The organism is Bacteroides sp. AF29-11 (assembly GCF_003602895.1).
Taxonomy (GTDB): Bacteria; Bacteroidota; Bacteroidia; order Bacteroidales; family Bacteroidaceae; genus Bacteroides; species Bacteroides uniformis.
The window spans coordinates 356,690-378,408 of the sequence record NZ_QTLY01000004.1 but is presented as its reverse complement, the minus strand read 5'-3'; the positions used below and the strand labels follow the sequence as shown (position 1 = coordinate 378,408).

General features: G+C 46.9%; 15 protein-coding genes. 3 read left to right on the top strand and 12 right to left on the bottom strand.

The window, feature by feature from the left end; genetic code table 11:
• Positions 1 to 156 precede the first annotated feature (156 nt).
• The 3 genes from DWZ03_RS09070 to DWZ03_RS09060 are packed head-to-tail and all read right to left on the bottom strand — an operon-like array spanning position 157 to position 5,807.
• Positions 157 to 984 carry an MBL fold metallo-hydrolase gene (locus DWZ03_RS09070; protein WP_005833720.1) on the bottom strand — a complete coding sequence of 276 codons (828 nt, stop codon included), beginning with the start codon at positions 982 to 984 and terminating at the stop codon, positions 157 to 159.
• Between the two features lie 50 nt (positions 985 to 1,034).
• On the bottom strand, positions 1,035 to 2,696 hold the full coding sequence (locus tag DWZ03_RS09065) for a RagB/SusD family nutrient uptake outer membrane protein (protein ID WP_005833721.1): 1,662 nt from the start codon (positions 2,694 to 2,696) through the stop codon (positions 1,035 to 1,037).
• An 18-nt stretch (positions 2,697 to 2,714) separates the two neighbouring features.
• Positions 2,715 to 5,807, bottom strand: coding sequence for a SusC/RagA family TonB-linked outer membrane protein (locus DWZ03_RS09060; RefSeq protein ID WP_005833722.1), 3,093 nt, complete (start codon positions 5,805 to 5,807; stop codon positions 2,715 to 2,717).
• Positions 5,808 to 6,114: 307 nt separating this feature from the next.
• Between DWZ03_RS09060 and DWZ03_RS09055 the strand changes: the two genes are divergently transcribed.
• Positions 6,115 to 10,161: a hybrid sensor histidine kinase/response regulator transcription factor gene (locus tag DWZ03_RS09055; protein ID WP_120129679.1), complete on the top strand. Its 4,047-nt coding sequence runs from the start codon at positions 6,115 to 6,117 to the stop codon at positions 10,159 to 10,161.
• A 99-nt stretch (positions 10,162 to 10,260) separates the two neighbouring features.
• Here the strand turns inward: DWZ03_RS09055 and DWZ03_RS09050 are convergent, their stop codons facing one another.
• Complete coding sequence (locus DWZ03_RS09050) at positions 10,261 to 11,949, bottom strand: PHB depolymerase family esterase (protein WP_044468376.1); 1,689 nt, start codon at positions 11,947 to 11,949, stop codon at positions 10,261 to 10,263.
• A gap of 138 nt (positions 11,950 to 12,087) precedes the next feature.
• Between DWZ03_RS09050 and DWZ03_RS09045 the strand changes: the two genes are divergently transcribed.
• Positions 12,088 to 12,486, top strand: a complete 399-nt coding sequence (locus DWZ03_RS09045) for a hypothetical protein (RefSeq protein ID WP_005833728.1) — start codon at positions 12,088 to 12,090, stop codon at positions 12,484 to 12,486.
• A gap of 22 nt (positions 12,487 to 12,508) precedes the next feature.
• On the opposite strand, the gene DWZ03_RS09040 is transcribed toward DWZ03_RS09045, so the two are convergent.
• Positions 12,509 to 12,946: a DUF6756 family protein gene (locus DWZ03_RS09040; RefSeq protein WP_005833730.1), complete on the bottom strand. Its 438-nt coding sequence runs from the start codon at positions 12,944 to 12,946 to the stop codon at positions 12,509 to 12,511.
• 90 nt (positions 12,947 to 13,036) lie between these two features.
• Positions 13,037 to 13,741 (bottom strand): SprT family zinc-dependent metalloprotease, encoded by a 705-nt coding sequence (locus DWZ03_RS09035; RefSeq protein ID WP_035457492.1) that lies wholly within the window; start codon positions 13,739 to 13,741, stop codon positions 13,037 to 13,039.
• A gap of 287 nt (positions 13,742 to 14,028) precedes the next feature.
• On the opposite strand from DWZ03_RS09035, the gene DWZ03_RS09030 reads away from it, so the two are divergent.
• A complete protein-coding gene (locus tag DWZ03_RS09030; RefSeq protein WP_005833734.1) occupies positions 14,029 to 14,889 on the top strand; it encodes a head GIN domain-containing protein in 861 nt (286 codons plus the stop codon).
• Positions 14,890 to 15,038: 149 nt separating this feature from the next.
• Here the strand turns inward: DWZ03_RS09030 and DWZ03_RS09025 are convergent, their stop codons facing one another.
• From DWZ03_RS09025 to argB, 6 genes are all read right to left on the bottom strand, one after another.
• A complete protein-coding gene (locus DWZ03_RS09025) occupies positions 15,039 to 17,375 on the bottom strand; it encodes a TonB-dependent receptor (protein ID WP_016272054.1) in 2,337 nt (778 codons plus the stop codon).
• Between the two features lie 12 nt (positions 17,376 to 17,387).
• The gene (locus DWZ03_RS09020) at positions 17,388 to 17,792 is read right to left on the bottom strand and encodes a hypothetical protein (protein ID WP_005825870.1); all 405 of its coding nucleotides are present in this window, start codon (positions 17,790 to 17,792) and stop codon (positions 17,388 to 17,390) included.
• A 154-nt stretch (positions 17,793 to 17,946) separates the two neighbouring features.
• Positions 17,947 to 19,626, bottom strand: coding sequence for a LuxR C-terminal-related transcriptional regulator (locus tag DWZ03_RS09015; RefSeq protein WP_044468420.1), 1,680 nt, complete (start codon positions 19,624 to 19,626; stop codon positions 17,947 to 17,949).
• 279 nt (positions 19,627 to 19,905) lie between these two features.
• Complete coding sequence (locus tag DWZ03_RS09010; protein ID WP_005833742.1) at positions 19,906 to 20,388, bottom strand: hypothetical protein; 483 nt, start codon at positions 20,386 to 20,388, stop codon at positions 19,906 to 19,908.
• The gene (locus tag DWZ03_RS09005) at positions 20,378 to 20,887 is read right to left on the bottom strand and encodes an RNA polymerase sigma factor (protein ID WP_005825876.1); all 510 of its coding nucleotides are present in this window, start codon (positions 20,885 to 20,887) and stop codon (positions 20,378 to 20,380) included. Before DWZ03_RS09005 ends, DWZ03_RS09010 begins: the two co-directional genes overlap by 11 nt.
• Before the next feature lie 60 nt (positions 20,888 to 20,947).
• A complete protein-coding gene (gene argB / locus DWZ03_RS09000; RefSeq protein WP_005833745.1) occupies positions 20,948 to 21,718 on the bottom strand; it encodes an acetylglutamate kinase in 771 nt (256 codons plus the stop codon).
• Between the last annotated feature and the right edge of the window lies 1 nt (position 21,719).

Sequence of the window (21,719 nt, the reverse complement as noted above, 5' to 3'; positions counted from 1 at the left end):
AGGACGGGCTACTTGGCTTGTTGTATGAGGGTTATGCCTTTCAGGAGTGAAGGTATAACCCTCATGCTTTTAACAGCCGGCCCTTGTATGCACGAGATGCACATCTCGTGCATACAAGGACTACGCCTTAAAGTGAGAGAGGAATAGCCATGTGTGTTACCGGGCTTCCGGAATATTAGTCGAATCATATACAATCATCGCCCGGCCTTCGGCCAACTTCCTCGCAGTGGGAGGCATCTTGATGAAATAGTTGGAATAAGGTTCCGAACCTTCCTGGTCTCCATTCATCAGCCTGTGGGAAATACGTATCATCGTCTGAATATAGGCCAGCGGCAAAGAAGATTTCAGATAAGGATAATGTCCGCACCAGATATCCTTGATGTGCCCTTCCTTCATGAGCTTTTCCATACGGCAACACGACTCATGGAAAGTGGCGATGGGAGACATCGGCACACACTGCAGCCATACTTCACCCGAGCCGAACGCATCACCCGAATAACAGTCTCCGTTTGCCTTGTCCAGGAGTACCACCGAGCCGGGCGTATGCCCGGGCATCCATGCCACTTCCAGCTTGCGTCCACCCAAGTCGAACACTTGTCCTTCTTCCATATAGAGGAATTCTCCTTGATAATCCGCCGCATGCTGGGGCACCAGCACCGTATCGGCCCGATGCATCCATACTTTATCGAAATACTTGATGCAGCCGGCATGGTCGGGGTGCATGTGGGTGACGATTACTTCCAGCGGTTTCCCGGTTATCTGTCCCACAATCTTATCCAAATCCGCACAACGCGTGCCGGTATCAATCAGCACGGCCTTGTCTTCGCCCTCTATCAGATACATGGTAGTATAGTCCCAAGTGGAAAATACCCAAGTCTTCTCTTTCAACAAGGAAACCTCTACCTCTTCATTCTTGAATACCGTTTGCGCCCCTATAGCCATACAAACAAACAGCAGGGCAAATATCACTAAGTTTCTTTTCATGTTTTTCTTCTTTATATAGTTAAACCGAATTGTGAATTTCTCAGGATAAATCAATAACCGGGATTCTGTTTCAGGTTGCTGTTCACCTCCAATTCATTTTCAGGAAACGGCAGCCACTCGTCGCGATTGGGAGTCCAACCCGCCAACGACTTTTCATTATCGACATAGGTGGTTTTGGTCGTATAACGGGCGTTGTAGATGCCTGCCGCCGTAGTGAGGTCATTATTCGGGTCAGGTACAATCTGGAAAGTCGGTAACTTTTTCCCTTTATCCGCCAATACCGCCGGAGCATCCCCCCAACGCTTCAGGTCCTGGAAGCGCATGCCTTCCATAGCAAGTTCCAAGCGGCGCTCCAGCTTTATATCGGAAAGCGTCACATGACTCTTTCTGGGAAGACGGGCCCTGTCGCGCACTCTGCCCAGATATTCGTCGGCACCGGCTTGGTCTCCCGCCTGGAGGCAAGCCTCGGCAGCCATCAGCAACACATCCGCATATCTGATGACCGGAGTATTGCTCTGGTTTCCACACCAATACCCTACAAATTCGTCATCGGTGCTTGCCAGCCATTTCAGACGGAAATAGCCTTCGCTGGCATATTTGTTGGTAGTCGTGTTCACCGCAATGTTCATGGCAATCACCTGCTCCCAGGTCCTGATCCAGGCATTCAAGCGATACCCGTCGGCACCCTCCTCAGCCACAAAGGCATCGTACAAAGACTTCGACGGATTGAAGTAGCTGTAACCGCTGGTAGTGTTGAACTTATAGTGCATGGACGCTTCCGGACCGGCTATAAAGCCATAGCCGAATCCCCAATTGGCCAAGATGCCGAACCAGCCCTCCTGAGAATACATGTTGGAAGGGTCGTAATGGCGCACACACTCCAGCACATACTCCTTGCAGCCGGCAGAGGCCGGATGATAGAATGTGCTGACATCGGCTATCAAATCATATTTGCCGGAAGAAATGACCTTCTCCAACTCACTTTTGGCATCGGCATATTTCTCCTGATACAGATAAATCTTTCCCAACAAGCAGCGGGCAGCCTCCAACGTGGCGCGGGTTCCCCCGTCCCTGTCTTCCAAACTCGTTTTCGAAGTGAGTTTCCCGGAAGTTATAGCTTCCGTAAGGTCTGTCTCCATGAATTTCCACAACTGTTCGGCAGTGGAGTTGGGCACCTTATACTCTTCCGAATTCTTCAATACCCTATCTACCAAAGGAGGAGTCCCCCACAAAGTGGTCAGTTCGAAATAGCAGATGGCTCTGAAGAATTTGGCCTCGGCAATGTTTCTTGCCTTCACTTCACTTTCAGCGGCATCGAACCGCTCAATCACCAGATTGGCCAGATAAATCGTGGCATACAACCTCTTATAATAGTTTTCCACCCAACCGTTCGTGGCCACTATCGCACTTTCGTATATCTCCTGCGCATACACCTGGTCGGAGCGGGCACCACCCGAATTGAAATCGTCTGCCAAGAAATTTTTCAGGAAGAAACCGTTGGCATACTGCGAGGCTTTCTCACCACGCCCGGAATAAGCATTCCGCCAGGACGCATAGACAGCAGCGATGGCAGACTCACACTGTTCATCCGTCTGATAATAATTCTCTTCATTCTCTACACCTTTCTGGGGAATATCCAGCAAATCGACATCGCATGCGGAAAATGTAAGTGCACACGCCAACAGTCCGGACAAGATATATTTTCTTTTCATATTTCTTCTATTTATTATTTAAAATGTAACTGATAAACCGAACACCACCTTCTTCGTTGTGGGATAATTTCCGTAATCCACGCCCATACCGCTGGTAGCCGTGGAGGAAACCTCCGGGTCGAGTCCCGGATACTTGGTGAACAAGAAGAAATTATCCAACGAGGCATATACTCTCAGCTTGTCGACCAGGAACTTCTTCGTAACCGTCCGGGGCAACGTATATCCCAGCTGTATCTGCTTGATGCGGAAATAAGAGCCGTCAAAAATATAAGCATCGGACAAGCCATACTTGTCTGCATTCGTATTCTGCGGCCGTGCAAACTTACGGCTGGTAGTCCCGTCCGCCGTCCAGCGCTGGTCGTACATCTCCTTCAGCGTATAGGATATGGAGTTATAACTGTAGGACATGAATACGTCATTGCCCACGGAGCCGTTGCCGAAAATCAGAAAATCAAAATTCTTGTAGTTGGCGGTCAACGTGATTCCATATGTGAAGTCCGGCATCGGTTTACCAATCATCGCCTTGTCACTGGCATCAATGGTACCGTCACCCGTATTATCCCTGAATACGGGATTGCCCTTGTCATCCAGATGATCGACCTGATAGCCTCTGAAATACCACACCGGATAGCCTACCTCGAATGCGGAGAACGAACCGTTCGAAGCCATTGTAGTGGCGCCTTCTATGCGTCCGCCGCTGACATGCGGATCCAGATAAGTGACCTCGTTCTTCAAAGTGGCCAGATTGGCGGTCACAGAATAGTTGAAATCACCGGCTTTGTCTTTCCATCCGGCCTCAAACTCAAAACCCTTATTCGTCACATTACCGGCATTCATCGGAGCCGATGAGTTTCCCGCCTCATAAGGAATGACAATGTTGGAAACAATCAAGTCTTTTGTCTTCTTCTGATACCAGTCCATACCAAACGAGAAGCGGTCGTTGAAAGCGCGCAAATCCATACCCAAATCCAGCTGTTCGGAGGTTTCCCACTTCAAGTCAGGATTATAGAGCTGCGAAGGTTTGGCAGAAGTGACATATTTCATCGCCGTATTGCTGAAAGAGTACCCGGCAGCCGAAGTCACCAGGGAATTGGAATACTTGTAACCGCTCAGATTGCTTGTGCTGCCATTCTGCCCCCAGCTTGCACGCAACTTCAGGAATGTGAGAGGGGTATTGTTCTTTTCCGTGAAAAAGCGCTCGTTGGAAATGACCCAACCGGCTGATACCGACGGGAAATAGCCCCAGCGATTGGTACCCGGAAGCACGGAAGTATCGGCTGCATCGGCACGCATGGCCGCTTGCAGCATATAGCGGTTCTGGTAATCGTAAGCCAAACGGCCGAAATAGGACAGCTTACGATTAATCAGATTATAACCGGCGGTACTCTTCACGGCATCTCCGGCAGGATACGAAACGTCGGCATACAAAGGATCGTGCTTGGCAGTCTTGTCTACACCGGCAGAAACATAAGTGAAGTTATTCTCGCTGTAGGACATACCCAGCATGGCAGACACATGATGCTTGTCCCACAAATCCGTACTATAATTCACAAAGTTCTCCCACTGATAATAGGTAGTAGAGGAGTTGGAGCGGCTGGCCCCGTTCTTATCCTTATTATTGGCGGAAGCCGAACCGTAATAGAGATTGTTATACTGATAAGTGTTTGCGTTCAGTTCCCTGTAACCCAGCCGGGTAGTAAACACAAATCCTTTGAAAGGAGTCAGGTTGGCATAGAGCGTTCCCATCAGACTGTTGCCGAAGTTTTTCTTGTCGCTCATGCGGATGGCTACCATAGGATGTATCTGTTCCATAGAACCCAGACAGCTGTAATAATCGCCCTTGTCATTGCGCAGCAAAGTAAAGCCGTTGGCAATCAATGCCTCCATTTGTTTAGGAAGCGCATCGGCTGCATACGTGTCCGCATAATAAGGAGCCATGGTCATCACGGTAGCAATCATACTGGAATATGAATTGCCCGCACTACCGTCATTGATGGATTTCTGCGTATATTTTGCATAATTGGCAGTAACACCTACCTTCAACCAAGGTTTAATGTTATAGTCGGCATTCAGCATGACGGAAAGCCGCTTGTAGGTATCCTTGTTTTCACGAAGAATACCATTGTCATACAGATTGTTTAATGACAGGAAGAAAGAGCCCTTGTCATTCGCTCCCTGAAAGTTGACCGTATGATGGGAGGATGGCGAAGCATTAAAAGCCACATCATACCAATCGGTAGTCGATACACCGTCCCATGTGCCGCTGGTAATAAGCTCCTGGATATTATCATCTGTAAAAGTAGGGTCTTGCTCCTTCTTTTGCAATAAAGCTTCTTGTGAATTAATCAGCTTGGGACGTTGCGCCAGGCTACTGATGGAATATTGAAAGTCGTAGGAAATGCTGCTGGTTCCTTTGCTTCCGCTCTTTGTGGTAATAAGCACTACGCCATTACCGGCCTGCGCACCATAAATGGCAGCGGATGCGGCATCTTTCAGGACTTCCATGCTTTTTATATTATTAGGATCCACAGCACTCAAGTCGGATACTATCAATCCGTCTACCACATAGAGGGGATCGGAAGTACCATTCGATGAAAAACCACGGACACGAATGGTAGGCGAAGCACCCGGTTGCGAAGTTGTGGATATCAGTTGTACACCGGCTGTCTTGCCCTGCAGGGCTTCTTCCACCCGGGTAATAGAGCGGTTCTGGATGTCTTCTGCCTTCACGGAAGAAATGGCGCCTGTCAGGTCGCTCTTCTTCTGTACACCATAGCCCACCACTACCACTTCATCCAGCGTTCGGGTGTCTTCTTTCATCGTTATATTCATTCTCTCTGATACGGCTTTCAGTTCTTGTGTCACATATCCGATGTACGAATAGACAATGACGGCACCTTGCTTTACCTTTAAGGAATAATTTCCCTCCATATTCGTAATCACTCCATTAGAGGTGCCCTTTTCAAGTACACTCACACCAATCATCGGTTCTCCCAAATCATCTGTAATCCGTCCCGATATCATCATCGGACTTTGCGCCAGCATAAAAGGTATTCCCACCCAAAGGAACAGCCAGAATGCCATCAGCTTTCTTTTAAAGTTGTTTTCCATAATGCTTAAATAATTAGATTTGTTAATAAAAAAGCTACATTCACTTATTGTAGGATTTCCGATACAATTTTATCAAAAGAGGAGATAAGAGGATATTGAGAAAATACAAAAACATTTCCTATATGTTCAGATATTGTTTCTTGTACGTTCAAAAGATTATCAATATGTTCAAAACATGCCATACAGCATATTCCAAGCGAAAAAATCACTGTTACAGCAAATATCACCTACTTATTTTCTTTCTACTTTTGTCTGCTCCATTGTAAAAAAACACTCTCCGCGGAACATACCTTAATACACTTCATATATGAAAAAAATCATTCTTTCCCTCATAGCTTTATCTGCAATAGCGGTGTCTTCGTGCCAACCGACAACCGCCAAAGCAGAAGCGGAAAAACAGGATGTTTATAGAATTTCGGCAACCATTTCCAACCAAAACATTACGGATTTCCAAGAAGACGCGCAAGGCTATATCTGGATAGGAACCACACGAGGACTGAACAGATTCAACGCACACGAATACCGGCAATATTACAGTTCCAACGACTCACTGCAACTGCCCGGAGATAGAATCCAGGATATTTTCATGGACTCACGCAAACGCTTATGGATAGCGACAACCAACGGAACATGCCGATATACCGACCAAGACAACTTCTGCCAGATACCCATAAACGTGCCCTATAATAATAGGAACGGACATCAGTTCATAGAAAGCAAGGATGGAAAAATCTTCCTAAACATGGTGGTACATCTCTGCGTCTATAACCCTGAAACAGACACTTTCAACCGTATTTTCATCAACTTTGACCCGGACAAGACCTATAAACAGACCTGCTACATAGATAACAACAACTGTCTGTGGGCCGTCAACCCCGTATCCATCCGATGCTACGACTCCCGAAACATGCAACTGACAGACTCCATACCCATGCCGCAGAAGATTACCTACTCTTACATGCACAACCATACCTCCCTATGGCTGGCAAGCAAGAACCGACTCTTCATATTCGATACCGAAAGCAAAAGATTCAAAACGACTCCCGAAGCAATAAGTAATCATCCCATCTTATCGAAAGCCGCCATCACCTATATACACCCGTACGACAAGAACAGGCTACTGATTTGCACGCAAAAGCATACGTTCCTTTACAACCACATAGAAAACACCGTCATACATGAAAAGGAAAACGGATTTCCATTTGAAGTCCCGCAACATGGCATCAAATGCATGTACACCGACTCGCACAAGAATCTGTGGATAGGCTCGCCGGACCAAGGCTATACCGTACGCTATCATTATAAGGAGCGTTTCAACAGCAACAATTATCTGCGTTCGTTCTTCCATCAAAAATCCATCATAGCCCTCGATGCCGACTCCTGCAACTTGTATATATCCACCCTGAAAGACGGAATGTATATCTACAACCTGAATACCAAGCATATAGAAGCTGTGAATATCAGTAGAATCCTACCTGCACAAAACACAGAAAATATAATTGTCAGACACATCTATCACGACAAAGACCGGCACATCTGGCTTGCCACCAATACCAATCAAGTCATAAAATGCGTGCTCGAGTCTAATCAATTAAAAGCAACGGGTATTTTTTCCGTCCCTTCCGTACTGTGCATAACGCAAGACCGTAACGGAACAATATGGGCAGGCAGCTTCAGCCAGGCAATATATGCCCTGAAAAAAGGTGAAAAGGTATTCACACCCGTATCACTTTATCCCCAGTCATTTTTCACCTTTACTCCTACCCTACGTCCCCTCTCCAATGGAGAAGTATGGATTGCCTCCTTTGCCAACAAGATTCGTTCAATAAATCCGGATACATGGAAAATCCGGATACCGGACATCTCGAGGGCAGACAGCCTGGCCTGCATACGCCGTTCTAAATTTATCCCTTCCGTGTTATACGAAGACAGCCAAGGAGATATCTGGATTGGAACCTCCCATAACGGTCTTTTACGATATACTTCGCAGAATCATAAATTATCTCCCATATCCGGCATTGGCTGCACAGAGATTTGCAGCATCGAAGAAGATATACAAGGGAACCTATGGATATCCACATTATACGGATTAAGTAAATATGAGCGCCGGACCAATCAAATCAGCAACTACTATGCAAGCGACGGTATCGGCGGCAATCAATTCTACGACCGTGCATCCTGCCGACTTTCAAACGGAACCTTAGTATTCGGCGGCACTCACGGAATGACATTCTTCAATCCGGTGGAAACTCCTTTCAAATACGATGTTCCCCTGACGTTCGAGAATCTGAAGATTCATAACAAGCTTGTATATCCCGGAAAGAATGCAATCATCGACAAGGACCTCTCCTACCAACCGGACGTATATCTGAAACATAGCCAGACCAGCTTCAGCATATCATTTGCCGCATTGGATTATAGTGAATACGAACGAATACACTATCACTACCAATTGGAAGGCATTGACCGCTACTGGATAAATGCACACACCAACCGGGAAGCTTATTATGCCAACCTTCCCACAGGAACCTATATGTTCAAAGTAAAAATCACCAATGAAGACCAAAGCATAATCGGAGAAGAAAAACAGTTGCGCATCATCGTCAAACCTGCTCCTTGGAATACCTGGTGGGCAAGATGTGCATATGCTCTGGCAATCATCGGAATAGCCGGTACACTTATACACAGTTGGCGGCGCGTAAGAATCGAGAAAGAAACCGCCTGCCGTGCCGAACAAGAAAAAGCACAAGAGCAGAAAATGAATAAGACATACATGAGCTATTTTACCAACATATCCCACGAGTTCCGGACACCACTGACCACGATGTTGGGTTCCATCAGACAACTGTGTGCCGCCCCCGGCCAATACAGTGCCAACCGGGAACTACTGAATGTTCTGCAAGACGGTATTCTGCGGATGCTCCAGCTAGTCAACCAATTGCTCGATTTCAACAAATTAGACAACGACAATCTGGGACTGGAGGTCCAACAGACCAACCTTGCCTCCACCATCAAACGAATCATCAGTTTCTTCAACATCAATGCCCAAAGCAAGAATATAACCCTTAGCATTCAGGGATTACACCATGACATCCTCTATTGGGCCGATGAAGACAAAGTAGAGAAAATACTGAGCAATCTGCTTTCCAATGCCATGAAGTTTACTCCTACAGGAGGTGAAATAGAAATCTCGTTCGCCATCGTCACACGCCAAGAAGCCGAGGAGTTCTTCTGCCTGACAGAACAAGACAAAAGCGTCCGGTATATCCGGATTTCCGTAACCAACACCGGAGAAAACATTCCGGAAGAACAGCTGGAAAAAATCTTTGAACGGTTCTATCAGATAAAAGGCAACAAAGGGACTTACAATTGGGGAACCGGCATCGGGCTTTATTATGCCCGATGCCTTGCCCGGTTGCACCACGGATACCTGAAAGCGGCAAACCGGAAAGAAGGGAACGGAGCCATGTTTATCCTGATTCTGCCCGCAGACGATTTCTCGTACACAAAAGAGGAACGGTTCTATGGCAAAAAAAAACTCATAGACAATACTTCCATAGAACCTGCGAAAACAGAACCGGATGCTACCCATGAAGGCAAAACAAGTCCAAAAACAATACTGATAATAGACGATGACCCGGCCATCATGCACTATCTGCAGATTCTGCTGACCCCGCATTATCACATCATCAGCCGACTCAATTCCACCAATATCTTCCAAACCATTACAGATGAAGCCCCAGATTTAATACTGAGCGATGTACTGATGCCGGACAAAGACGGTTACCAGCTTTGCAAGGAGATTAAAGCAAACCTACAATTCTGTCATATACCCGTCATTCTGGTAACCGCCAAATCCACCGTGGAAAACCAGATAGAAGGATTGCATACCGGAGCTGACGCATACGTGCCCAAACCTTTTGAACCGGCTTACTTGCTGGCCCTGATTGAATCACTATTGACGAACCGTGATAAAATGCGCAGTTTCCTGACGAACAATACCCGAACAAGCCGGATGAAAGAACTTGCCCTTGCCCCAAAAGACGAGGCTTTCATGGCAGAACTGTATAAACTAATGGAAAATGAACTGGATAACCCCGAACTGGACATCACGCGGATGGCCGAATTACTCAAAATCTCCCGTACCAAATTTTACTACAAGGTGAAGGGATTAACCGGCAAGAATCCAAGTGTCTTCTTCAGGACTTATAAACTGAACCGCGCAGCCGAACTAATCAAGGAAGGAACCTATACCATCTCCGAAATAGCGGACATGACCGGTTTCAATACCCTTCCCCACTTCTCTACCTGCTTTAAAAAGCAATTCGGCATAAATCCGAGTGAGTATCAATAAACCTTGTATGTCCCTTACCAGCACCCACGGCTCCCTCTAATTCCCTTAAAAGAAAGAGCCGTGGCCTGTATAGAGATTACTTCTGATAAAAGCCGCCAATCATCGCTTGCCATAAACCAGTTTCTTCGTCCGCGGGTCGCGGGAGAATTGTTTCATGAAATCCCACATCAACCGTGCATCAGGCTTGAAGTTCCAATGACCGTAGTCATTCACAGCCACAACTTTAATCAGCGGAATGTCTCCCTTGTAAAGTACTCCCGCTTCCATCGTGACGCGCTTGTTGGTGGAAATCACTTCCCTATCCTTTAGTGCTATGCCGAAGGTGGCATCTTTGGAAAAGTCAGGCCGGCTGCTCACCTCCATGCCGTTCATGGTCTGATAGGCAGTCCAGGCACAGAAGAAGGCATTGGTGCGCCAATTGTTTTCGTTTACAAAAGGCACGACTTCGTCGTCCGTACCCGTCACAGAGAAATAAGCGGTCTCCACACTGCCCCGTTTCTGCACCGCCTCGTTCATCAGGGCTTCGCCACTGTAACCGAACATATACCGGTCGGGGGTCAGCCCAGCCGATTGGGCACCCACAGCGGCAAATACGTGCGACTTGCGTATACCAAGTCCCGTAGCCGTGGCGGCTCCTGCCGAAAGCCCTTCGGCATATACCCGCGAAGGGTCTATCTGCGGATAGGTCTTCAACAGATGATACACCACCTGCTCGATGCCGTCCAACCCCATAGGAGCATAACCGTTGCCCTGCCACTCCAATTCGGCAACAATGAAGTTCTCCTCAACCGCCAACTCAATGAAGCCGGATGTCTCAGCCTGTGTACGCGGATCATTGTTGTTGCCATGCAGCAAAAGCAACAACGGCACAGAAGCCTTTTCTGCCTTCAAAGTAGCTTCCGGATGGAATTCATACCATAGGAAATCGCCTGTACCGATAAGGTCTTTCTTCATCACACGACGAGTGATTCCCCAATCTTCGGGCATGATATACGGCTCCAGCTCATACGTACCATATTGGTCGAATTGAGCTCCCGTGTACCAAGTATGTTCGTAATTGTTGAAACGGTAGTTCTTGCAAAGCAAAGTCTTCCAAGCTTCCGCAAAAGCTTCTTTCAGGGAAATGTACTTGTTTGCACTCACCACAACCTGCTGTAGAGGCTCCTGCCGGTTGGCATAACAAGCCAACCCGTCTTCTTTCCGCACCGGTTCCGCCTGATTCTGCAAGATATAGGCTGCCGCTACCTGCCGACTGTGTGTTCCGGCAATAAAAGCAGGAACGGGGGCGGCACCCTCAGCCGTCTTGGCCGGTCGGCCATTCAGCGATACGATACCGGCAACAGCACCCGCATGTCCGGCAATGGTTCTATTAACGAACGTCGCCCCCTTACCTATACCGATTATCTTCAGATTAGTAAAAACACGCATCTTGTTCAGGAAATTCTTATAAGCTTCCAAATCCTTCACCGCATCATACTCCTTTCCCAAGGGGTTCATCACACAGACCGTCCCCGAATAGGTGTGCGCATAGGACGCAATACCCAATTCATCCGTCAACGCCGCCGCTTCGGAAGCATCGCACGGCTTGTCCGGATAAATCACGAAAAAAGGGGAGAAGCCGGGAAAACGTCCCTCTACACTTTTGCACGTATCACGCGTAATGTAAACTTCCTGCTCCAACCCAGGAAAACGAACAAACGGAGGAAGCCCTTCAGGGGTTCCACCAGCCCCTTTCATCTGCAATGCAACTACAGAAAACAAGAGCCCAAAAATGAAATTCAGTTTCATAGTATCTTTAACAATTTGTTTTACGACCGCAATATTAGCGAATTACCCTCAAAGCATTCTTTCCTATTTGTTCAAATGTTTATCCTCCGGTTCAATTTTATTCATTACATTTGCAGTGTTTCTTAAAACCAACCGTATATGGCACATCGTCTTAATACCAACAAACAGTTTATGGTAGGCAACGGCATCCTTGCCTTTGCCGTGATTTTCGTAGTCGTCATCTTTGTCTACATGAGCATGAGGCTGCAACAACAGAAAGCGGAAAACCGCAACTTCATCGAAACCTATACCATCACACTGACGAAAGGCTTTGCCGGAGACTCCACCTCCATCTTCATCAACGACAGCCTGCTGGTGAACCGCACCATGACGGAAGAACCTTTCATCCTCGAGGTGAAACGCTTTGCCGAACAAAGCGCACTGATGATTGTGAACAATGCAACCGAGAAGCTTTCCCTGTTTGAGCTTAGCGAAAAAGGAGGAGAATACCGGTTCGAGAAGGAAGGAGAAGAGGTAAAACAACTGGCGCAGGAATAAAAAAGCTCAGCAAGGAGTGTTGTCAGACGTTATCAACTTTCATTTTATTTTTTCTTACATCAATATAAAGCAAATCATCATGGTCTGTTATACTATACAGTTCCATAAAATCCTCTGTTACCAAGTAATATTCGTCAAGCCCCTCACAGTCGCCGATAAATATATGTATATCAGACATTCTTGCTTTATAAACGATAAAATCCCTGTTCCAATAATCAATAAAAAAATAGAAAACGATATTTTTGTCAATTATATCCAATAGATGAAAATAAGGATCTTCCATGTTACAATCTATACTATATGGCACATATTTAAATTTCAGCCATAATGCACGAGGATTTCCAATTACAAATGTGTCATATAACCGTTGTATTAAAATCTCTTTATCGACATCTCCTATTTCCTGAAATGGAAGATGGTTATCTTTGATTGTTCGTTCTATTTCTTTATAATCAAACATGACATTTTGCTTCTGTTAATAATCTCGCATTATCCATACCGGTATTAACTTTCTGAGATACCTTTCAAACGTGATAGAAGAGGCAGACCGCTATATCTCCGTTTTGTATTTCCGGAGTTCTGTTCTCAATGCCTGAGCCCTTCCATCAGTCATCCGGTCGAGCAAAGCCCAGAAACGTTTCCCGTGATTCATCTCGCGGGTATGCGCCAGTTCGTGCAGCAACACATAGTCTATCAGATGTTTGGGAAGAAGTACCAGGTAATAGGACAGATTGATATTGCCACGCGTGGAACAGCTTCCCCAACGCCCGCTACTGGAATTAATCTTCACACTCTTGTAAGGAAGGTTATGTTGCATGGAAAGCATATACAGGCGGGGAGGAAGAATAATCTTTGCATTCCGTCGCAAAGCCTCCTCAATCACCTTACGTAGCCAAGCCTGCAGATTCTCATCCGAGAAATCCGCATCCGGCGGACAGATTATCTGCATTTCTCCCAACTCGGAACGGGACAAGAACCGTTCCCGTTGTCCGCCGACCAACGTCAGCTTGAAGAACTCCGTATCAATGCGGTAATCCAAATCAATCAGCTTTCTGACCTGCTTCTGTCTGGCAGCCCTCAAACGCGGACGAAGCTGCTCGATGGCATTCTCTACCTCGGCAAGAGAAGTCCGGGGAGGCACGGTCACGTGAATTCCATCCTCCTTTGTACGGAAAGTGAGACGCCGTGCCCGGGCATTGACCCGGACAAACAAAGGACCTAGCTCTTTATCTTCTATAATGCGGTTTACTGTCATAAATCAAAGCCTCTCCCGTAGGAAGGGGCGGGGAAGAGGCTTTGCAAATGAACAAAGAATCGTCCAAAAAAGCAAGCAAACACCTGACAAAAGCGGACGGAGTGTCCGATAATGAACACTATGTAAAAGTTATTACACTTTAGTTATCAGCGACTTACACTTGTGGCACAATAATTGATTAAAGTATGATGACCGAGCGTCCTTTGAAAAAAGCATTTCTACATGCAACTTTTTCAAGGCAAATCACGTCTAACTAATAAATACTGAATCACAAAAAACAAAAAAATATGAAAGCTCTAACAACATTTATCGCAATCGCCTTATTGGCATTCAGTACAACCGCTTGTTCACAACAACACACATACCGTTCCGGAGGCTTCGGCAGCAAGACGGTCAAGGCAAGCAAGAACTATGTAACCAAAGACATAAAAGTGAACAACTTCACCAAGCTGAGTGTAGCCGGCAGCCCCGACGTGACCTACACGCAGAAGTCCGGCAAACCGACAGTGGAAGTATACACCTCGGACAACATTGTAGACTTACTGGATATCCGTGTCAAGGACAATACTCTCTACATCGGCTTCAAGAAGAATGTCAGCGTATCCTACAATAAACTGGAAGTACGTGTGTCCGCAGAAAAGTTGAACGGCATTGCCGTGGCAGGTTCGGGAGACGTGGAACTGAAAAACGGACTGAAGACGGACAACCTCAAAATTTCCGTAGCCGGTTCGGGTGACATCAGTGGAAACAACATCTCCTGCATAGACCTCGATATTTCCATCGCAGGCTCGGGAGACATCAACAGCAGCGACATCACTTGCAATGACCTCCAAGTATCCGTTGCAGGTTCAGGTGACATGAAGCTGAACAACGTAACGGCCAACTTCACCAAAGCATCCGTTGCCGGTTCGGGCACCGCTATCCTGAGTGGCAGCACCCAAGAAGCTGAATACAGTGTGGCAGGTTCGGGTGATTTGTTTGCTTCCGATTTCGTTGCCAAGAAAGCATCCGCCAGTGTTGCCGGTTCAGGCGACATCAAGTGCCATGCCACAGATTTCCTGAAAGTACGCACCAGCGGAAGTGGCAGTGTAGGCTACAAGGGCAATCCGGAACTGGATTATCCGAAGAAAGGACTGTATAAGCTCTAACATTGGAAAATATAGACTTTAAGATTAATAATTATAAGCCTAAACTAAATTCTCTCTCAAATAATTACCTATAAAGATGACGAAGGACTCCCGCGAGGAAGTCCTTCGTTTTTTGTACGCCCCACATCTCCGAAGCACGGGAACAACTATCATTTATCTACATTCAGAATACCCGACTCATTGTCGCTGTTATTGATGCGTCTGTCGGATGATTTGTAACGCTTGCCGAACTCGAAGTTATAACTCAGCTTGATAACCGCCATCTGTCCTATCTCTTTCGCATGGCTCCACGAGGTATAGGGTGCCACTTTGCTTACCCGTTCCTTACCCGTCTTGTAGTTGTTGGTGAACGGGAACATCATCCCTACCCCCAGCTGCAGGCGCTTGTGGGTATAAGTGGCCAGAATGGCAGTCTGATTCTCGCCCTTATAAATCGTTTCGCCCATCAGTTCGTTCGCCCTTTTACTGAATTGTCCCAACAGAGAGAACTGCTTATAATTGAACACGGCAACCAGATTGTAATAGAAGTCATTATACGTATGGGTATAGGTATTGCCGTTAGACCAGTAACGTGTAAATCCACCATCTATACTCAGCGTCAGGAAATTCTTCAGACTACCAATGTTCAGTCCGCGGAATGTGAAAGAAGGGCCAAAGCGCAGAAACTGTGCAGAACGCTGGTTCTCGCTCATCGAAACCAACTTGTCTCCCTCGGCAAACACACTCTCCATGATGATATTCTTGTGATAGCCATGTGTCACATTCAGCATGAAGACGAACTTCTGCTTCATATAGGAGTAGTTCAACGTATTGTTAAAGACACTGTAAGTCTCCAATGCCGGATTGCCGCGTACTATCTGGATGGTATCTATCGCCTGCTCCACATTGGTCAACGCACTGAGCGAAGGAATCTTGGGTTCGACATTGAACCGATAGTTGATGTTGCCGTTCTTGTGCGGCGAGAAGTTCAGACGGACAGTGGGGGTAAAGGTGTAATAGGTATGTTCCTCCCCTCCTTCCTTGAAATAAGAGCGGGTCAATCCGGCACTCACACCATAACTCACTTTCTTGATATTTCCCTGCACCTCGGCAAACGCCGCTGTCTTTGCCTGGTTCATTTCCGAAACGACGGGTGAGGAGCCTGCATACTCGTTCCTGGCATACATCCGGTAGTGCCGCAATCCGGAACTGAATACGAGGGACTTGAAACGCTTGTCGTAGATGGCTTCACCGATGATGGAACGCTTGTTTCCCGTCACATCGGTTTCAAGCATCGCCAGGTCTTCGGCTTGAGGAGTATATTCGTGGTAGAGCCTGTTATTGTCGGTGTGCATCAGCGTACCGGTCACGCTCATCGTAAGCATCTGATTCTTCGGTAATGTACGCTGGTAATAAAGGTCGAGCGAAGGAGTGTAGCCGGACTGCTTGTTCTTCAGTCCGGAGAAGATATAGTTATCGGCATCCGCAGCATCATACAGCTTGTTCGACTGGTTCAGAGAGGGAGCATCATAGATACTGTTGCGGAACACGACGTTGAATACGTACTTATCCTGCTCCGTCAGATTGTAAGAGAGGTCGATATTGTGGGTAAAGTGCTTGTTTTGGTCGTGAAGCCCCTCCTGCACACGATGTATCGTCTTATTTTCCAACACATATGTCTCATCTATATCCGTATACGTTTTCTTGAAGTTACGGGCAGACAAGTTATAGAACAATCCCCATTGTGACTTTTTATGATTGAACTTGGCCACCACATTGTCCTCGCTAAACAATATGTGGGGAGCATTAGTGGCTTGTATATTGACCAGTCCGCCCGTTTCGCGGCGGCGGACAATGATGTCTACCACAGCCCCCAGGCTGCTGTCGCCATAGCGCTCTCCCGGATTTTCAATGAATTCTATTCTTACAATCTCCTTGGGCAGGAGGGCTGCCACTTCGGTGGAGGTAGCCACAATACCGTTGATACGTGTCTGTACGCTGCCGCCATTGGCTTCCAGGCCTTTACCAAGAGCATCCACCTTCAAGTGCGGAATGGCAAGGTTCAGCATCAGGTCGTAGGGATTATAGGAATTCTTCATGGCAGTAGCGGTGGGTACTACAACCATGCGGTCTACCTTCTGCGTGATATTGCTGCCCGATATTACCACCTCGTCCAGTGCTACCGACTGTTCTTTCAAGATAATGTCTCCCATCTGCACAGTGCCTTGGGGAGTCCTGATGACAATCTGTTCGCCGACGTAACCGATATAAGAGAGTCTTAACAGGAAATCCGAACCGGCAGTGGCTCTCAAAGCAAATTTACCTTTGCCATCAGTGGTGCTTCCCGTAACGAATGAAGAGTCGGGCAAGGAAATCAAGGCTACATTGACAAATTCCACCGGACGGTTCTGTTCATCTACAATTGTACCGTTTACTTTCACTGTTTGTGCCGCTGCGGCAAAGCTACCCAACAGGCATACGATAGCTATAACAAGAATCTTTTTCATAAATGCCGGTGTTTAGAGTTTGTCTTTTAAAGCTGACTCGATGATTGCCTTTATCTCTTCTGACGAAAGAGTTTCTTTATTGGTCCACTCCTTGTCTCTCTCCTCCGAGATATCCAATACGGAATCGCAATGTTCCGACATCAGCAGAAAGAGCATTTTCTCTGAAGTTTCGCCCGACGCGCTTATTACCTCATAGTGCACTTCGGCATACTTGCAAAATTTGCCGTCTACGTTACGACCACATTTACGCTCCAGGTATCCGTAACGGAATTTCTCACCTTCGCCTAACTGCGACTTAACATATTCCTTAGTTGCCGACTTTATTTTATACTGGTCGCTTCCGGGGAAGTAACATGAAGTAAGAGATACAAGTGCGAAACACGCTGCGATTGCCATTGTTCTGAATGTACTTTTCATAAGACTTTCTGTTTTTTGATTTGATGCAAAGTTAAGGCAAGAAGTCTCTTAACTCCTACTAAATCGCACTATTAAAAGTCTTAATACTTAGCACATAAAGCACTGATTATCAACAATGACATATTATAAAAGTCTTAATCCGGCCTCTTCCGGTCTAAATGCCTCTTATGCACTCCACAATATCCTGTTTTTCGCCTGCATTTATCTTCTTTCGGATGGAAGTTTTACGCACGTAGATGGTCGCACTTGTCTGTTGGGTCACCACTCCGATTTCTTTGGTGGAGAAACCTGCACAGAGCAAGCAGCATATCTGCACTTCCTTATCGGATAAGAGTTGTCCGAATCTTTCCACCATGCGGGAGTAGAATCCGTCGTATAGTCTATCGATTACCGGATAAAGGTCCGCCCAGGCAAGCAGTCCTTCCACCGGAATCTCCTTATTGCTGATGCCCGAGATAAGTTTCAGCAATGCCTGGTTCTGTGAGGTAGGTGTATTGGCAACAAGCCGTATGATACCCAGCTGCTGCAGAAGCAACTTCTTGAAGAAAGCGTCGCTATTCTCCTCTTGGTTATCCGATGCCTTCTGGGCATCTTCCAGTAGACGGGTCAGTGTATCAATACGTTCTTCGGCTTCGGCAAGGCGTTTCCTTCTGTTGCGGATATAGAAACTCAAGGACAGCAGCACCCCGACAAGCAGAACGGCAACCAGTACAGAATACATCCGCGTCTTTTGCCGCTTGATTATCAGCTCGTAGTTCAACCGCTGAAGATTGTTCTTGGTCTCCAGCTGTTGCTCTATTACACTGTTCTGGTCCCTCATCTCAACTCTGACGGAGTCGGCAAACCTGCCGAAGGTGATAATATCCAAAGGTGTACCGGAAGTATAGTCCAGAACGGTTTTCAGCTGTACCAATGCACTGCGTACGGAGAAGCCTTCGGCTTTATCTCCTCCGTGATTCTGTTCATTGGCCCATGCCTGGTTCCAGTAGTAACGGGCAGAATCAAGCTGATGAAGGTTGAGAAAGTTTTCGGCAAAGGTAATTTGCAGCATCACATGGTTACCCACTGCCGGCATCAGACGTTTGACACGGCGCAGGAGGTCATTGGATTTGACGTATTCGCGGTTATTGGCAAGCGCTGTGGCATAGTTCCTCATATAGTGACAAGCCGAAGCCGTATCGGCTGCCGCCAATGCCATATCGATGCTCCGTTCAAAATAATCAGAAGAAGAAGGATGGTTAATCAACGCCATATTAAGTCCTAAGTTATAGAATACGGAACTACGTTCTCGGACAGACAGTTTATCAGCGTATTGCAATATCTTTTCCATCAGCTCTATCACCTGGGAGTGATCATTTCTCTGATAAGCCACCTCTGCCTTTCCCCGATAAAAAAGAAGAAGCCAGAAGGTGTCTTTCCGGGCTATGGCATAGTCCAAGCCATTCTCAATCGCTTCATCCATGCGCTCCTCCTGCTTCATCCATTTATAATAGGAGGCTTCAAGCAGGTAGCCATCAAGCATACGGGAAGAGTCTTTCCGCTCACGATAGTAGTGTATCGCTTCAGGAAGCAGCGAATCTTCCGCCAATGACATACCCATACGGTAGCGGGCCTGCGCACAGTTCCAAACGAACTGCATCCACTCCGCTTCTGAAAACCCGACATCCTTTTCTATGGAATTAAGCAACTTCAGCGCACTGTCCGGACGGCTCTGCAACAAAGAGTCGGTCTGCGCCAAAAGTTTTTTGTTGCCATGACAGTCATTACAGCCTACAAAGCACATAATGCCTAAAAGCATAATACAGATGTATAGTATGTTTCTCATCTTCTCCATTGTATATATTTGCAGTGAGTAAAGTTGAGAAAAAAAACGGCAGACTCCAAACTATATATACTGTAAATAATAACTCCCTTAAATAAAAAGCCTTGTAACCCACAGGCAAGAACAACAAAGGGACGCTGCATCACGCGGCGTCCCTTCTATTTTAGTTAGTTTTTATAAGATTTTGAGAGAATTGAAACTTCACAGCCTCAAGTTGTTTTAATAAAGCACACTAACTATTATTATGTTTAAAGCAAATGAAAATGTTATTTTAAAAGCAAATGAAAATATCTATTCCTTGATTTCCAGCTCCTTGTTCACCCGGCGCAGGCTGTCCATCACCTGCTTCTCATGAGACACGGGCACATCTCCCGAAAGAGCTACCGACGGTGCGGAAATCTGTTTACCGATAGTATCGGCTGCGGCCACCTCCTCTACATCCGAGAAAAATGAATGTTGCATCACATTCCCCATAGAAAGGACCACTGCCACTACTGCAGCGGCTTTGAACAACGGCATGAAACGTGCGGTCAATGTCATGCGCTTTGCCTTGACCACCGGAACTTCCACTTCGGCAAGCACCCGGGCATCAAAATCCTCACCCAAATGCACTTCCTGCTGAAGCTGCTGATATACGAACAAGTCCTTGTAGCGAAGCAAGTGTCCGGGAACATCGTTACCGCTAAAGAAAGCACGCAGGCATGCTTCCTCTTCCAAAGAAGTTTCGCACTGCCAGTAGCGTTCCAAGAGTTGTTCTATATATTTAGAGTCCATAACCTTCTATATCAATAAACGTTTGTTTTACTTTTTGCCGCGCCCTGAAGAGGTTCACTTTTACCTGCTCCTCGGTCAAGTTCAGGACCGCTGCTATTTCTTTATAGCTCTTACCTTCCACATCCCTAAGCTGCATAATCAACCGCTGTTTTTCGGGAAGCTTGTTCATCAGCCGATGTATCAACGCCATCCGTTCCTTGTTCACCAGCTTCTCGTAAGGGCCCGATGCATCGGAGGCCTGCTCCATTTCGGGGGTCAGCTCCACGGTACGGGAGTCTTTTCGCTCGCTACGGTCTATCGCCAGATTTCTTGCCACTGTCAGGCAATAGGCTTCGATAGAGCCGAATTGCGACCACTCGTCACGCTTGTTCCAGACCCTTATCAGCGTTTCCTGCACGACATCCTCTGCCTCTGCCCTATCGAACGTAATTCTCAGGGCTAACCGAAAGAGCTTGTCCTTCAGCGGGAGAATGTCATTGCGAAAGCTGAGTTCTTGCATCTCTAATAAATTGACGGTTAAGTATTCAGAAAGTTACAGCCTATTGCCGTTTTTTTTGAATTATTTTCGGATACGGGTTCCACTGTTCCCGTTGATGGCTGATGCTAAAGTGATTACGACTTCGGACACACCCGCATTCAACGCCTCGAAAGAGTTCTCCAATTTTGGAATCATGCCACCTTGAATCACTCCATCGGCTACATATTGCTTAAATTCCTCCGGCGTTATCTGTGGAATCACGCTGTCATCATCGTCTTCGCTGCGCAGCACACCCTTCTTTTCAAAGCAGAACACCAAAGTTACATCGAACAAACCTGCCAAAGCCTTGGCGGTCTCTCCGGCAATAGTGTCGGCATTCGTATTCAGCATGTGCCCGTCTCCATCGTGTGTCAACGGAGCCATCACGGGAACCACACCCTTATGAATGAGGTCTGCCAAGAAAGCATCATTCACCTGCTTCACATCGCCCACAAACCCATAATCCACCTCCTTCACGGGACGCTTTACCGAACGGATTACATCCATATCGGCTCCCGTCAAGCCCAGTGCATTGACACCACGCGCCTGCAAGCCGGCAACGATATTCTTATTCACCAGTCCGCCATACACCATGGTCACCACCTTCAGCGTTTCGGTATCAGTGATGCGGCGGCCATTCACCATTTTACTTTCAATACCCAGTTGGGCAGCGAGCTTCGTGGCCGAGCGTCCGCCTCCGTGTACCAAGACCTTGTAGCCTTCGATGGCTGCAAAGTCATCCAATAACTTATAGAGGGTGGCTTCCTCTTCTACGATCTTGCCACCCACCTTTATTACAGTCAGTTTCTCCATT

What these genes read in the sequence shown, in the direction of transcription:
- DWZ03_RS09005 (WP_005825876.1), bottom strand. Translation starts at nt 20,887, where the DNA reads ATGCAAGAACTCAGCTTTCGCAATGACATTCTCCCGCTGAAGGACAAG.
- DWZ03_RS09065 (WP_005833721.1), bottom strand. Translation starts at nt 2,696, where the DNA reads ATGAAAAGAAAATATATCTTGTCCGGACTGTTGGCGTGTGCACTTACA.
- DWZ03_RS09045 (WP_005833728.1), top strand. Translation starts at nt 12,088, where the DNA reads ATGGCACATCGTCTTAATACCAACAAACAGTTTATGGTAGGCAACGGC.
- DWZ03_RS09050 (WP_044468376.1), bottom strand. Translation starts at nt 11,949, where the DNA reads ATGAAACTGAATTTCATTTTTGGGCTCTTGTTTTCTGTAGTTGCATTG.
- argB (WP_005833745.1), bottom strand. Translation starts at nt 21,718, where the DNA reads ATGGAGAAACTGACTGTAATAAAGGTGGGTGGCAAGATCGTAGAAGAG.
- DWZ03_RS09020 (WP_005825870.1), bottom strand. Translation starts at nt 17,792, where the DNA reads ATGAAAAGTACATTCAGAACAATGGCAATCGCAGCGTGTTTCGCACTT.
- DWZ03_RS09025 (WP_016272054.1), bottom strand. Translation starts at nt 17,375, where the DNA reads ATGAAAAAGATTCTTGTTATAGCTATCGTATGCCTGTTGGGTAGCTTT.
- DWZ03_RS09030 (WP_005833734.1), top strand. Translation starts at nt 14,029, where the DNA reads ATGAAAGCTCTAACAACATTTATCGCAATCGCCTTATTGGCATTCAGT.
- DWZ03_RS09070 (WP_005833720.1), bottom strand. Translation starts at nt 984, where the DNA reads ATGAAAAGAAACTTAGTGATATTTGCCCTGCTGTTTGTTTGTATGGCT.
- DWZ03_RS09010 (WP_005833742.1), bottom strand. Translation starts at nt 20,388, where the DNA reads ATGGACTCTAAATATATAGAACAACTCTTGGAACGCTACTGGCAGTGC.
- DWZ03_RS09055 (WP_120129679.1), top strand. Translation starts at nt 6,115, where the DNA reads ATGAAAAAAATCATTCTTTCCCTCATAGCTTTATCTGCAATAGCGGTG.
- DWZ03_RS09040 (WP_005833730.1), bottom strand. Translation starts at nt 12,946, where the DNA reads ATGTTTGATTATAAAGAAATAGAACGAACAATCAAAGATAACCATCTT.
- DWZ03_RS09060 (WP_005833722.1), bottom strand. Translation starts at nt 5,807, where the DNA reads ATGGAAAACAACTTTAAAAGAAAGCTGATGGCATTCTGGCTGTTCCTT.
- DWZ03_RS09015 (WP_044468420.1), bottom strand. Translation starts at nt 19,626, where the DNA reads ATGGAGAAGATGAGAAACATACTATACATCTGTATTATGCTTTTAGGC.
- DWZ03_RS09035 (WP_035457492.1), bottom strand. Translation starts at nt 13,741, where the DNA reads ATGACAGTAAACCGCATTATAGAAGATAAAGAGCTAGGTCCTTTGTTT.